Genomic DNA, 14,746 nt, shown 5'->3' with positions numbered 1-14,746 from the left:
CGTCATGGTGTACATATCCCTTCTTTTTTCAAAAATTTCATGCCGTTGATACCCCTAAAAGTCACAACTAGATCGCTGCAATACGACCCAGTTCTGCCTTTTATAAAAGATGTTACAGAAGCACACTTTTTTCAATTTGCTTCATCTCATAAAAATAGCCTTTTTTATTCATTAATTCATCAAACGTTCCCGATTCAATAACAGATCCTTTTTCCATGACAATGATTTGATCCATTGTCTCAAGCCCTGTCAATCGATGGCTGACGAGAATGAGTGTATCATCTTTGGCAGCCTCGAAAAGCTGATCATATATTTGTTTCTCTGTTACTGCATCAATGGAAGACGTCGGTTCATCAAGCAGCCAGACATGAGCGCCTTTCAACATAGCCCGAGCAATGGCCATCCGCTGCTTCTCCCCGCCAGATAGATTCTCTCCTTTTTCAAAGACCGGATCCTCTAATGAAAACGAGTCAAGCCTTACATTTAAAAGCGCTGTTTCCATTTCTTGATCGGTTAGTCCATCTTTTGCGATCATCAAATTTTCCCTGATTGTACCGAAGAAAAAGTGGTTTTCCTGCAAAACGACATTCGTGCGTTCCCAAATACTTTCCTGCGCCAATGAATCAATTGGGCTGCCATCCAAACGAATGTCCCCTTGATCAGCCAAATACATGTTTAACAAAAGCTGTAGCACCGTCGATTTTCCTGACCCACTTGGCCCGACAATCGCTGTTTTCGATCCGGCCACAATGTTCAGCTGAATGTTTTCAAGCGTCAGCCTTTTTTCCCCTAGAAACGTATAGGACACACCGTCCATTTCCATTGAATACGCTTTTTCCTTAGAAAGCTGATCAGAAGATCCTTCTTCTTCGGATTTGCCTTCTACTATCGAAAACAATCGGGCCGCCGCATGTCTGCTCTCTTCTAAATGGGCTGGAAATAAAGCCATTGGCGTCGCATTTTCAAACACAGTGAGCGAAATCATTACAAGCATCGCCAAAAACAGTCCGGCAAGCTCCCCTTCTGTGACAAGATAGGCGCCGAGAGCGAGCACAAACCAAGAAATCATGAGTGCCACCAGTGCATTGACCGACTGGTTAAACACTGCATGAATTCCTTCTCTCTCCTGCCCGTCCACATACAAATCGGCTGACTTCCCCAATTGCTTTTCTTTCCCATCAAGCTTCTGGTAAATTTTCAAATCACGAAACCCGTACAAAAGCTCCGTAACGTCTGTTGATAAGGCACCTCGCTCTTCACGTACCTGGCTATCTATTTTCCCCTGTCTTAACGCAAAGAGAGCCGGCACAATAAAACCGGTTAAAATGAGTCCTGCAAACAACGTCAACGCTACGTAAATGGAATAATACGTCGTAAAGAAAATCGTACTTAAAAAGACGATAACAAGTACAATCGGCGGATAAAAGACACGTAAAAAGAAATTTTGCAAACTCTCCACGTCACCGACAATTCGCGCCAGCAAGTCGCCGCTCCGGTATTTCTGAAAAATACCCGGTGCAAGGGGCACCAATTTTTCATAAAACGACACTCGCAAATTACTTAAAATCGTAAATGTCGCCCGATGGGAAAAATAGCGCTCCGCGTAGCGGCTAATTGATTTCGCCACTCCGAACATTTTCAGCGTCGCCGTCATGATCGTAATGATATAAAGCGGCGGGGCAAGGGCTGATTTAGATATCATATACCCGCTCATCGCGAACAACCCGACAGATGTTAGCCCAGCAAGAACGCCAAACAAGATCGAATATAGAATATCTCGTTTCTCTGCCATCATCAGCTTGATAACGACCATTACATCCTTCATATAACCGTACCCCCTTGCTGCAATACCATTTCTCGATACTCCATGCTCGTCTTCATCAATTCAGTATGTGGTCCTGAAGCGACGATCTCTCCCTTTTTCAAGAAAAGAATCTGATCTGCATTCTTGATTGTATGCAGCCTATGCGCCACAGTGATGACGGTCGAATGTTTGGCCAGTTCGGCCATTGACTGCTGCAGGATGCGCTCCGTTTTCAAATCCAAACCAGTCGTCGGCTCATCAAATAAAATGATGGACGGCTGTTTTAAAAAAGCACGTGCCAGCGCTATCCTCTGTTTTTCCCCGCCAGAAAGGCCGCGTCCCGCTTCACCAATTGGCGTGTCATAGCCGTTTTCAAGTGATTTAATTAAATCGGAAATGCCTGCTTTTTTCGCAGCCATTTCAATATCTGCTCGTGATGCTCCCTTGGCACCGCCGATCGCAATATTATCCGCGATCGTTCCGGAAAATAAATACGGGTGCTGCGAAATGTAGCTTAGCTGATCGAACCATGCTGTTTCGCTGTAATCTGACCGCGGCCGCCCATTCACGAGAACATCGCCTTCAGATGGATCAAACAAACCCGCAATTAAATGAAGAAGTGTCGTTTTCCCTGAACCAGTCTGCCCGACAATCGCCATTTGCGCATTTGGTGGAATCGTGGCTTTTATATTTTTCAATGAAAAACCATCTCTATATTGAAAAGAAGCATTACGCAGTTCAATCGAAGGAATGGATACTTCCGCTGTGCCCCATTTGACCGGCTGTTCCGTTTCCTCTAGCTCATCCATCACTTTTTTCGCCGCACCCATGCTGCCTCGTCCTGTATGAAACGCACTGCCTAGTTCTTTCAGCGACAAATAAAACTCCGGCGCCAGCACAAGCACAAAAAAGGCGGTTGAAAAAGCTATGCTTTCAAAAACAACGAGCCGGAGCCCTACTTCAAGCGCAATTAAGCCGATGCTTAGTGTAGAAATAAACTCAAGCATTAACGTCGAAACGAATGCAATTTTTAAAATGGTCATCGTTGCATCACGAAAATCAAGGCTGCTCTGTTCAATTAAGTCGCGCTGTTTTGCGGCGCGGCCAAACAATTTCAACGTCGTCAGTCCTTGCAATGTATCTAAAAAGCGGCCTGAAAACGCAGCTAATTTATCGAGCTGTTCTTCTGATTTTGCCTTCGTTTTCATACCCACAATGATAAAAAACAGTGGAATAAACGGTGCTGTAATGATCATAATTAATCCGCTGTACACATGCTCGTACAACACGACAGCCAAAATCATGAGCGGCACAATGGATGTTTGAATGACTTGCGGAATGTATTTGCTGTAATAGCTATCGATCTCATCAACCGCATCCATCATAACACTCACTTTGCCGCCCGACTGTCCCGCAAGTGCCGATTGAATCGGATTTCGCGTCATCTTTTCCAGAAGCATTCTTCGCACTTTCCGCTTTACGTTCGAGGCCATTTTCACCCCGGTCCGTCCGTTTAAATAGGAGAGCACTGCACGCAGCAGCATGACCGCAAGCAAGCCCCATAAAAGCGGCTTAATATCCTCAAATGACTGTTCTTTTAAAAACACGCCATCGACGATCGTTACAAAAAAGTAAGCTTGACCAATCATCATCGCACCTGTTAAAACAGATGAAACGAATAAAAAGGCCGTCATCGCCCTTTGCTCAAATGCCCATTTCCGAAGCATATCCATGTAAATGCTCCCACCTTATTGTTATTAATAATAGTGAATAACTTCACAATCTCTATTTATTATAATAGATACGATTGAAAAATACTCATTCTAAGGAGCGGATTTTCCGATTTTCATATCCATTTTCACATTTTGTCCATCATATCACCCTTCCATAGACGGTCTGAATAAACGGTTTGTAAAGTGGATAAAAAAAGCCTATTTTTGAACGAATTGTTCAAAAATAGGCTTTTTATGATATTTCCTTTCAAAAATATTCCCGTGAATGCCTTATACATACCTGTCTAAATTAAAAATAACCTGTTTTATTCATTGCACATACGTAATCGCTTGCCTGCCCATTTGTACCCAGGCGTCGATGAAATCTTGTTTCGCTACTTTTTTATTTTTCGCTCCGGTTAATGGATCATTAAAGAAAACATAGTCCGCATCATAACCCGTCACAACGACAGAATGTTCCCGGTACGTAATATCAACTTCTCCTGACGGGGTTTGCCACGTTTCGAATTCTTCCGCTGGCAATGTCTTGTATCGTGAGTTCGTAATGATCCAGACTGGCTTCCCGTTTGAGATGGATGTTTCAATTTCACTAAACTCTCCACCGGTCATATCAATGATCCGGCCTGGTAAATATTGTTCAGCTAACTCTTTAATCGGAGCATGATACACGCCTAAACCCGGATTGTCAAAACTATACATATCACCAACAAACCCCGTATTCGGATGGCCGAAATAAATTACTCCATTTTGCTCTTCATACACAGTCGGATCTCGTTTGATCCGCTTGGCAAGTTCCATTTTATCCGTTGAAACACCCGCATGCTGCAAAAGCATTGCCAGGCCGGTCACTTCACATCCTCTTGGAAGCTCCGGTAGCTGCTCGATCAGCGGAACGTCCAAAAGTGCTTGTTCTTTCTTTCTCATTTGAACAGCTTCCAGTTTTTGTTCCGGTTCTTTCTTCTCTCCCTCTGCTACTTGTACAATTTGAATTTTTTTATCCTGTGTCGCATACAGATTAACACCGAGTACAGCGAAGAAGAGAAAAAGAACAACAGCACCGATCTTCTTATAAGAATACACGCATCGTACCCTCCCATATAAGATTCTGTGACTATTATCTCATATGAATTGAAATTGCACAGCCATTTTATTTTTAAAAGAACACATGAAAAAGGCCTGCACCGGCTTCGGTATAGGCTTCTCTCATTCCCACATATTGCGGGACTTCGTGGAGAAGATCTGTTCTTTATATCCAGCAGTCTTACGCTGCTTTACTCAGCAGCCACCGCCAAATATACCGATCGACGACAATGTTCTTCGTTCGTTCAAGCAAATCGTTCTTCCTGTACAGTTCATACAATGTTGAAATGATCACTCATTTCTTTTTTGTATGTCTGTATTTACTATTTACCCGCTATGTAAACGATGAAACCGCTTTTATGAATATTGTTTAACTATTTTTCCGATCATGCCGAAAAAATACAGTGACTAAATACTATATTCAACGAATGATGAATCGAATCTAGTTGCGTGAGCTGGAATAAAGAATGATGAAGCCTTTTTGATTGATCGTTGATGTATATTCTGTTAGGAATGAATTTGTCCAGATTTCAGTCGCTCCCCGGAATTCTATAGGAATATGCACTTCAACCGGTTGATCTATAGGGTTAATCATAAATAACAGCTGCTCATTTTCGTTTTTTCTTACATAACTAATAACAGATGGATGAATATTGATGAAAGTAAAATCCCCTTCATTGCCAAACGCACGTATTTCTTTCCGGAACGCGATTAGCTTTTTTACAAAGTTAAATAAATCAAGGTCTTGCTCTTCCTCATTCCAAATCATGCATTTACGGCAATCAGGATCTTGTTCTCCCGTCATCCCAATTTCATCTCCGTAGTAAATACACGGTGTTCCTAAAACGGAAAATTGGAATAGGTACGTTAATTTCAATCGTTCCTTACTTTCATTTGCAATTGTAAGAATCCTTGGTGTGTCATGACTGCCTAATAAATTGAATGCAACTTCATTAACGGACAATGGATAAGACTGCATTATATGTACGACTTCATGTTTAAATTGATCGACTGTCCGTTTTTCTCTTGCAAAAAAATCAATCATCGTATCGGAAAAGCGATAATTCATCACCGCATCAAATTGATCTCCTTGAAGCCATGGCATTGAATCATGCCAAATTTCGCCTACTAGATAGACATCGGGCTTCAACGTTTTTACCGTCTGCCTGAATTCCCGCCAAAAATGGTGACTCACTTCATTCGCAACGTCAAGACGCCATGCATCGATATCAAATTCTTCTATCCAATACTTGGCTACATTGAGCAAGTACTTTTTCACCTCAGGGTGTTCTGTATTTAGCTTCGGCATTGCTTCCTCAAAACCAAAGGCATCATAATTCAAATTCCCATCTTCTTTAAGTGGAAATTTACGAATGTGAAACCAATCTTTATAAGAAGACTTTTCTTGATTTTTTACAACATCTTGAAATGGTGCAAAACAGTAGCCGCTATGATTAAATACAGCATCGAGCATTACCCTTATTCCTCTTTTATGACATTCTTGAACGAGTTTCTTCAACAGCCTCTTATCACCAAACTGAGGATCAATTTCTAAATAATTCGTTGTATCATATTTATGATTTGTTTCCGCCCTGAAAATAGGTGTAAAATAAATACCATTTATCCCTAGATTTTCTAAGTAGTCGAGGCGTTTGATAATACCTTGAAAGTCACCGCCGAAATAGCTTTCCTTTTTCGGATCTGCTCCCCATGGCTGTGTATCTCGGTGATTTATGCTTGGCTCACCATCTTCAAAACGCTCCGGGAAAATTTGATACCAGACTGTTTTTTTCACCCAATCTGGCGCCCTAAATATATCGACAGCATGCAAAAATGGAAAACTGAAATAAATGGCGCAATCTTTAGGCGCTTCATTGTAAAATCCTCTTTCTGTATAGAAGACCGATCTCTCATCGTCTACACATTTAAAACCGTAACGAATACGCCGGCAAGATGGCTTAAATGCTGCGAACCAATAATCAAAAAGCTCATCTGATCCCGCGTGTTTCATCTCTTTTGTTTTATACTGCCACGCTTCATCTTTCCAATTATAAGGATCCCCATATAGTAAAATAACATGCCTAAGATCATTCTTTTTGGACCTTATTCGAATGTGCACGGCCTCCTCATCATACAAATAGGCAAAATTATTCTTCGGTCGGTGGTAGATCGCTTCTTTCAACATAGAAATACCTCTTTCAAAGGATTCTTCAACTCCCCTTTCAAAGTATTGTTCTCTAACAGAGAAAATAATTTTCAAGGTAACTTACGCCAGTACCAACAGCATTTGCTATCGGTTTTTTTGAATTAATACTTTTCCTAAGACAAATAGTAATACCGAACAAAAGAAAGAAAAACAAGTACGTTATGATTGAATTTGGAAAGGAGAATGGGAAAATGGATGAAAAAAAAGCGCCGAAAGATCGGATGACTGGCAAAAATAATACACTGACTGATACACAAGAGGTTTTGTATAATCATGAATTTAAAAAAGCAGATGCAGCCCGAAAAGACAAGAGTAAGGGGATAAATGGGAAAAACCAATTATAACGAGAAAATATCGCCGGATGCAGAGCTCTGGCGTGAATACGTATAAATGGATCAACAGTAATGGCGAAACAGTACTTGTAAATAGCACTAGGAGTCGAAGTAAAAGCCCTGGAATTCGTTAAATCCAGGGCTTTTCTTTTGAGCTGGTATTACGCTTTTCTTCATCTTTATCTTTTTCATCGTGTGTCGGATGTGCTCCAGGGTATTTCCTCGGGAGGTTTTCATGAAGATTTCGGTATTCATACGTAAAAGCACTCACATATTGTTGGCCATCCTTCCATGGAGTGCTCTTATTTTCAACCGGTTCGTTTTTACCCTGTGGGGCACCATATGCTCCTTCAGGTAATTCCTCAGCCGTTAAGAAATTTCTTTGTTTTTCTACGTTCGATAACTCTTTATAATCCCTTTTATTTTCCACGTTAACACCCCTTCATTTTTTTATAATATACCCCATAATGAATAGGCTATAACGATCAATCGTTAAAAAACGACTCCGTCAGGCTTCCATGATAAAAGAATTTTTTCCATTTTTAAAATAAACGCGGATCATTTTTTGATTACTCCGCGTCTTTTTTAATCCGCACTTCAGATGTTGCATCAAAGAAATGTGCTTTGTTCATATCAAAGGCGAGCTGCAATTCTTCACCGGCCTTAATATCCAAGCGGGAGTCAATCCGCGCCACAAACGTCTGGCCCTCGATGTCCGAGTATACCATGATTTCAGCGCCAAGAAGCTCTGATACCGCTACTTTCGCCGGAAACGCTGTATGTTGAGATGTTTCGATAAAAATCAATTCATCATGAATATCTTCTGGACGAACACCGAGTATAATTTGCTTCCCTACATAGCCTTGATCACGCAAGTAGCTCATTTTCCCTTCCGGCACAGCAAATGATTTTGATCCAACTTTAATAAGGCCTTCATCCAGTTCTCCGTTGAAAAAGTTCATCGGAGGCGAGCCAATAAAACCGGCAACGAATGCATTTTCCGGATTTTCATATACTTCTTTCGGCGAACCAACCTGCATAATTTTCCCATCTTTCATGACCACGATCCGGGTCGCCATCGTGAGTGCTTCTGTCTGATCATGTGTTACGTAAATCGTTGTCGTCTGCAAACGCTGATGAAGCTTAATAATTTCTGAGCGCATCTGAACGCGAAGTTTTGCATCGAGGTTAGAAAGCGGCTCATCCATTAAAAATACTTTAGCATCCCGAACAATTGCACGGCCAAGTGCCACACGCTGCCGCTGCCCGCCTGACAATGCTTTCGGTTTCCGTTTCAAATAATCTGTAAGTCCGAGAATTTGTGCCGCATTTTCCACGCGCCGCTTAATTTCATCTTTCGGCGTTTTGCGAAGCTTCAAAGCGAACGCCATGTTATCATATACTGTCATATGCGGATAAAGTGCGTAGTTCTGGAATACCATCGCGATGTCGCGGTCTTTCGGTGCTACGTCATTGACACGGCGGTCATCAATGTAAAAATCCCCTTTTGAAATTTCTTCAAGGCCTGCAATCATACGAAGTGTCGTTGATTTACCACAGCCCGACGGACCAACAAAAACGATAAACTCTTTATCATGAATATGAAGGTTGAAATTCTCAACCGCTGTTACTTTGCCATCATAAATTTTATAAATATTATTTAATTGAAGTTCTGCCATTTTGTATTGCCTCCTGCAAACGTTTTCTTACTTTGATTGTATCCACTTGCACTTAAAATGAAAATGGACAACATGCACAAACATCCTCAGCCCTGTTTATGCACATTGTCCTCATTTTTTTGCCCTGCCAGCAAGCAAAGCATATACACAAGAAGCGCCCCTTCATACGACTTCACATCTATTCCGGTTCGCTCCATAAACTTATCAATCCGATACTGCAAACTATTGCGGTGCAGATGGAGCTGCTTTGCCGTCTGGCTCACATTTGAATTGTTTTGGATAAATAACTGGAGTGTTTTTCGCAAATCATCGTCCACTTCAAACATCGTCACTTCGTCAGCAAACAGGTTGGAAAGCACCGTTTTTGATTCTGCTAATAAAAGATGTGGGAGCACCTTTTCCACCGTCGTCATCCGCTCTTGCGGAATAAAAACAATAGCTTTTCCCGCAACGTCGCGCTCCCGTTCATAATGATCCCGCAAATGCTCATTCACCTCTATAAACCGGCCGATAAAAAGCCTTCCTATCATATAAAAATCACTGGCCAGCACATCGAGAAACGTACATATATCCTCTTTCTCAAGTATATGATCTGTTTCTTCTTCTATTAAAATACAGCTGTTTCCTGCCGTCCAAACAACAAGCAATGTATGATCAAAAAACGTATCCACCGCTTCAAAAAATCCATTCCGATCCTCTCCCGACAATTGAACATACATAACGCGAATGCGTTCTGTTTTCACATTTGGACAGTAGCCATCGTTATGTAAAAAGTCGTTCCATTTCCGTTCCAAATTTGATGGTTGCCGGATGTCGACTCCCTTTTTCACCTGATCATAAAAGTGAGACAGTAACTGACGTTCTTTTTCAGATACATCTTCTTCCGGGATAGATATATATAAATTACGGGTCTTGTCATAAAAATAAAGATGGTTCTCTTTTCGCTCCAATGTACTAGAACTAGATGCCCTCTTATAAATCGTCTGCAATTCATCCATTCAGCCACCTCTTTTCAAACACTAAAAGTCACCTGCAACTTGCAAGTGACTTTTTTATTCTTGCTTATTCGTTTAGGCCCACCACATCTCGCCTGCAGAATTATGGATCAAAACGTCATTTAAGTTTTTCACAGCACGGGCAAACCCTTCTTCAATCGACATAAGCGGATCTTCATGTTCAATGCTGACGACGTAGTCATAATTGTACATGCGAAGAGTGCTCATCATATCCGACCATTCTTGCAAACCATGCCCGCATCCAACGCTGCGGAACGTCCATGCGCGTGTTCGTACATTTCCATAGGGCTGCATGTCGGTCAACCCGTACATGTTGACATTATCTTGATCGATATACGTATCTTTTGCGTGAAAATGATGGATCGCACCCGCTGCGCCAAGAATTTTAATCGCGGCAACCGGATCAATTCCTTGCCACCACATATGGCTCGGGTCAAGGTTCGCACCGATCGCGTCATTCGTCGCTTCCCGCAGTTTTAACATCGTATACGGTGTATGTACGAGGAAGCCGCCATGCAATTCTAAACCGATTTTCACATTATGCTGTTTAGCCAGTTCCCCGATCTCTTTCCAGTATGGAATTAGTTTATTTTCCCACTGCCACGTTAATACATCATTGTATTCCGCCGGCCACGGTACTACCGGCCAATTCGGCTGCTTCGCTTCGTCTGAATCACCAGCTGTGCCGGAAAATGCATTGACGACCGGTACGCCAAGAAGAGAGGCTAGCTTAATCGTTTTGCGGAGCACCGTGTCAGACTCTTCTGCAAATGCTTTATCCGGTGTGAGCGGATTACCATGGCAGCTAAATGCACTGATCGACAGTCCGCGTGATGTGACTGATTCTAAGTAGTCGTGACGTTTTTGTTCATCTTCTAACAGTTCATCAAGCGGACAATGTGCATTGCCTGGATAGCAGCCTGTACCAATTTCAACAGCATCAAGGCCTGACGCTTTTACATGATTGAGCATCTCTTCAAACGATTTGTTTCCAAATAATACAGTAAATACACCAAGTCTCACGTCCATCGCTCCTTCATTTATCGCTTTATTTGAATACTACGGCCGATTTTTGCACTTTCATAAACCGATTCCATGATGCTTGAAACGAACATCGACTCATACGCATCAAAGAGCGGAACACAGTCACCAAGGCAGCACTGTACAAAATGCTCCGCCTGCAAAATTTCAAATGGCCTGTCTTCCGGCATCCACGTGACGTCCGAGTTCAGCAAAACGCCATTTTCAGCTTTATTGACACGCAACGGAAACACATCCAGTCCACCTTTCGTTCCGGAAATACTGATTGTCTCCTCATCCTGCAAAATATTTGCGGCCCATGATGTTTCGAGCATAACCGTTGCGCCGCTTTCGAGACGAATAAATGCTGTCGCATGGTCTTCCACTTCAAATGTTGCCGGGTTAATCGTGCCCCACTCGTTCACCAAATCTTTTTGCATACTTAAATGATTGTATGTTGTACCGCTTACTTCCGTCGGTTTTGAACCGCCAGTCAGCCAGAGGGCCAAGTCAAGCAAGTGACAGCCGTAGTCAATTAATGCGCCGCCGCCTTGCAAGTCTCGGTTTGTAAATACGCCCCATCCTGGCACTTTCCGGCGGCGCATTGCTTTAATACGAATGACGAGCGGTTCGCCGATTTCACCGCTTTCTACAATTCGTTTTGCCGCACGTGCTTCTTTCATAAAACGGTAATGGTAAGCGATTGTAAGCACTTTGCACGACTTTTCCGCCGCTGCAATCATGTCTTCACACTCTTTTGTATTCAGTGCCATTGGTTTTTCACACATGACATGAACACCGGCATTCAGTGCTTGAATCGCTGCTGGTGCATGAAACTTATTCGGCGTTGTGATGAGAAGCGCATCAATTTTCTCCAGCATGTCATCGAGATCCGTGCACACATGTTCAATATTGAACGTATTGGCTACGTCTCGTGCCCGCTCTTCGTTTATATCCATGACAGCTATGATTGACGCTTCTTTCACATGATGGAACGCTGGAATATGTCGTCCTTTCGCAATTTCACCGGTTCCTAAAATACCAATTTTTAACTTTGTCATGTTCTACACCTCTACTTAAATGGGCACAATTTGTTTTTTCTCATGTGAGTCTAATGCGGCAAGAATGACAGCTAACGATTTTTTCCCTTCCTCTCCGTTCACTAGCGGCTCGCTGTCATTTAAAATACTTTCAACGAAATGTCCAATAACTTGTGTACTCGTCTGTTTGCCTTCGGCGTTTGATTGAATGGCGCCTAAACTGTGACGCTCGCTGTTGCCATTTTTATATTCGATAATAAGCGAATAATCCGGATCATCTTCTAGACGCATGATGCCGTTTTCTGCATAAAATACCGTCGAGTTGTCTTCCGAACCGTTATACGCCCAGCTTGCCGCAAGTGTACCGATAATGCCACTTTCTGTTTTCAAAATGCAGACCGCATTGTCATCGACGGTTGAGTTTTGTTTTGCAGATGTTTCAACAAACGCTGCCGCTTCCACAAATTCTTCACCGAGCAAATAGCGGAGTAAGTCTGTTTTATGAACGCCTAAATCGCCCATAGCACCGATAAATGCACGTTCTTTATCAAAGAACCAGCTGTTTGATCCGTCCGCACTCCAACTTTCTGGACCCCCATGGCCAAATGCTGTGCGGAAACTATAAATTTTGCCGAGATTCCCGCTTTCAATTATGCTGCGCGCTTTTGAATGAGACGGGACGAAGCGCTGATTGTGCCCGATCATCAATTTCTTACCGCTCGATGCAGCAGCTGCAATCATCGCATCTGCTTCTTCAGCGGATGTTGCCATCGGTTTTTCACAAAGAACATGTTTGAAGGCTTCAAGTGCTGCAATGGAAATCGGAGCATGAAGCGAATTCGGTGTGCAGACACTGACTGCGTCCACATCGGCTTTCTGCAGCATTTCTTTATAGTCTGTGTATGCTTTTGCATTGTATTCATCCGCAAATCCTTGGGCACGTTCTGTCACAATGTCACAAAAGGCAACGAGCTCAACGTTTTCGTTCATCGCATACTCTGGAATGTGTCGGTATTTTGCAATACTTCCACATCCGATTACACCTACTTTAATCTTTGTCATATCTTCATTCCCCCTTTTAACTTTTCAATTGGTTGTGCATTTCCGTAAACCGCACGCTTCCGTTTTAGCGGCGCCGCCCATTTCACCGCATTTTTAATGATCTTCTGGACGTTTTCGTTATAGTATGTAGGGTATGTTTCATGTCCCGGACGGAAATAAAAGATTTTGCCGTTGCCCCGCTTGTACGTCACGCCGCTTCTAAATACTTCTCCTCCTTCAAACCAGCTCATGAACAGAAGCTCGTCCGGCACCGGAATATCGAAATGTTCACCGTACATTTCTTCCTGATCAAGTTCAAAATATTCACCAATGCCTTCTGCAATCGGATGCGCCGGGTCCACTACCCAAATCCGTTCTTTTTCGCCAGCTTCACGCCATTTTAAATCACACGATGTTCCCATTAACACCTTGAAAATTTTTGAAAAGTGACCGGAGTGAAGTACGATAAGGCCCATTCCATCCAGGACACGCTGCTGCACTTTTTGAACAACATCATCACTCACTTCATCGTGTGCCTTATGTCCCCACCAAATTAATACATCCGTTTTATTTAGAACGTCTTCCGTTAACCCATGTTCTGCTTCGTCCAATGTGGCTGTTTTAACTGTTATGCCGTCTTCTATTAAAAAGTTCGCAATGGCTTGATGGATGCCGTCAGGATAAACTTCGGCAACAATTAGATTATTCTTTTCATGACGGTATTCATTCCATACTGTAATGTTCATAAGGTCTCCTCATTCATTGTTAATTTTTTGCATGATTGTCTTTTAACGAGCGATGTTGGGACAAGTATATTTCTTCTCATCATATTTGGATTTTCCAGCAGTTCCACTAATGTCTTAGCCGCTTCATAGCCAAGCTGAAACGGGTGAATATCCATCGTAGTGAGAGGCGGGCTCGACAATTCCGAAATAAGCGAATCCATAAATGTCGTTATTGAAATATCATCCGGTACACGGAGACTCTCCGCATATAGTGCGGATAAAATACTCATGCATTTAAGTTCGTCAGTCGTCAAAATCGCTGTCGGTCGTTTTTCCATCTTTAACAGCTTATCAACCAGTTCTTTGCCGCTTTCTCTTGTAGCACTCGTCTGGAAAATGATTGTTTCCTGTATACCCGATATTTGCAACGCTTCTCTATATCCTTGCTCACGGTCTTTATGCACTTCAAATTTTGGATTGCCACCTACATATGCAATACGTTTATGCCCGATTGATAGTAAATATTGGGTCATATCGCGCGCTGCTTTCACGTTATCATTGTCGACGTACATAATTTCATCAATGTGCGTAGCCGGTTTGCCAATCATGACAAAAGGGAACTTTCTTTTAAGTAAATGCTCCAGAATTGGATCCTCATCTCGAGAATAAAGCATAATTAATCCATCTACGTTTTTCCCCTGCACCATTTTGACGACATCCTGATAAATTTCTTCGTTCGTCTCACCCGTTGTCATCAATATACTGTATTCCCTATCATGAAGAAGATCACTCATTCCTTTAAGCACCGCTGGAAAAAACGGATCAAAAAGCGAGTGCTCAGATGATTCTTTCATGATAATACCAACCGTCTGTGAAGATTGGCGAACGAGATTGCGGGCGAGCAGATTCGGATGATAACCGAGCTCTTCCATCACTTTTCGTACTTTTTCTTTCGTTTCCTGCGTAATTTTCGGATGATCTGAAAGAACACGTGAGACGGTCGACGGTGCAACCTGTGCTTTTTTCGCTACATCTTTAATGGTTACAGCCATGACCCCATTCCTCCTCTT

General features: G+C 42.5%; 13 protein-coding genes. 1 reads left to right on the top strand and 12 read right to left on the bottom strand.

Annotation, left to right across the window (positions count from 1 at the left end):
• Nucleotides 1-112: 112 nt before the first annotated feature.
• The 4 genes from cydC to AWH49_RS07785 all read right to left on the bottom strand — a co-directional run bounded on the left by cydC (nt 113) and on the right by AWH49_RS07785 (nt 6,802).
• Complete coding sequence (gene cydC, locus AWH49_RS07800) at nt 113-1,825, bottom strand: thiol reductant ABC exporter subunit CydC (RefSeq protein WP_063965231.1); 1,713 nt, start codon at nt 1,823-1,825, stop codon at nt 113-115.
• Nucleotides 1,822-3,537, bottom strand: a complete 1,716-nt coding sequence (gene cydD / locus AWH49_RS07795; protein ID WP_063965230.1) for a thiol reductant ABC exporter subunit CydD — start codon at nt 3,535-3,537, stop codon at nt 1,822-1,824. The genes cydC and cydD overlap by 4 nt, the downstream gene beginning before the upstream one ends.
• A gap of 309 nt (nt 3,538-3,846) precedes the next feature.
• Nucleotides 3,847-4,617 (bottom strand): C39 family peptidase, encoded by a 771-nt coding sequence (locus tag AWH49_RS07790; protein ID WP_094777153.1) that lies wholly within the window; start codon nt 4,615-4,617, stop codon nt 3,847-3,849.
• 442 nt (nt 4,618-5,059) lie between these two features.
• Nucleotides 5,060-6,802, bottom strand: coding sequence for an alpha-glycosidase (locus tag AWH49_RS07785; protein WP_063965228.1), 1,743 nt, complete (start codon nt 6,800-6,802; stop codon nt 5,060-5,062).
• Between the two features lie 212 nt (nt 6,803-7,014).
• On the opposite strand from AWH49_RS07785, the gene AWH49_RS19060 reads away from it, so the two are divergent.
• Nucleotides 7,015-7,167: a YfhE family protein gene (locus AWH49_RS19060; RefSeq protein ID WP_157723685.1), complete on the top strand. Its 153-nt coding sequence runs from the start codon at nt 7,015-7,017 to the stop codon at nt 7,165-7,167.
• A gap of 118 nt (nt 7,168-7,285) precedes the next feature.
• Here AWH49_RS19060 and AWH49_RS07780 read toward each other — a convergent pair whose 3' ends face one another.
• From AWH49_RS07780 to AWH49_RS07745, 8 genes are all read right to left on the bottom strand, one after another.
• Nucleotides 7,286-7,585, bottom strand: a complete 300-nt coding sequence (locus AWH49_RS07780; protein WP_018394466.1) for a hypothetical protein — start codon at nt 7,583-7,585, stop codon at nt 7,286-7,288.
• A gap of 139 nt (nt 7,586-7,724) precedes the next feature.
• Nucleotides 7,725-8,834, bottom strand: a complete 1,110-nt coding sequence (locus AWH49_RS07775) for an ABC transporter ATP-binding protein (RefSeq protein WP_063965227.1) — start codon at nt 8,832-8,834, stop codon at nt 7,725-7,727.
• An 86-nt stretch (nt 8,835-8,920) separates the two neighbouring features.
• Nucleotides 8,921-9,832, bottom strand: a complete 912-nt coding sequence (locus AWH49_RS07770) for a PucR family transcriptional regulator (RefSeq protein ID WP_063965226.1) — start codon at nt 9,830-9,832, stop codon at nt 8,921-8,923.
• Nucleotides 9,833-9,904: 72 nt separating this feature from the next.
• Nucleotides 9,905-10,873 (bottom strand): sugar phosphate isomerase/epimerase family protein, encoded by a 969-nt coding sequence (locus AWH49_RS07765; protein ID WP_063965225.1) that lies wholly within the window; start codon nt 10,871-10,873, stop codon nt 9,905-9,907.
• Nucleotides 10,874-10,890: 17 nt separating this feature from the next.
• A complete protein-coding gene (locus AWH49_RS07760) occupies nt 10,891-11,931 on the bottom strand; it encodes a Gfo/Idh/MocA family protein (RefSeq protein ID WP_063965224.1) in 1,041 nt (346 codons plus the stop codon).
• A gap of 15 nt (nt 11,932-11,946) precedes the next feature.
• Nucleotides 11,947-12,972: a Gfo/Idh/MocA family protein gene (locus AWH49_RS07755; protein WP_063965223.1), complete on the bottom strand. Its 1,026-nt coding sequence runs from the start codon at nt 12,970-12,972 to the stop codon at nt 11,947-11,949.
• The gene (locus AWH49_RS07750) at nt 12,969-13,697 is read right to left on the bottom strand and encodes a ThuA domain-containing protein (RefSeq protein WP_063965222.1); all 729 of its coding nucleotides are present in this window, start codon (nt 13,695-13,697) and stop codon (nt 12,969-12,971) included. Before AWH49_RS07750 ends, AWH49_RS07755 begins: the two co-directional genes overlap by 4 nt.
• Nucleotides 13,694-14,728: a LacI family DNA-binding transcriptional regulator gene (locus AWH49_RS07745; RefSeq protein ID WP_063965221.1), complete on the bottom strand. Its 1,035-nt coding sequence runs from the start codon at nt 14,726-14,728 to the stop codon at nt 13,694-13,696. Before AWH49_RS07745 ends, AWH49_RS07750 begins: the two co-directional genes overlap by 4 nt.
• Nucleotides 14,729-14,746: the final 18 nt, after the last annotated feature.

It is taken from the genome of Domibacillus aminovorans (assembly GCF_001643235.1).
In the GTDB taxonomy this organism is placed as follows: Bacteria; Bacillota; Bacilli; order Bacillales; family Domibacillaceae; genus Domibacillus; species Domibacillus aminovorans.
This window is presented reverse-complemented; position numbering and strand designations above follow the sequence as displayed.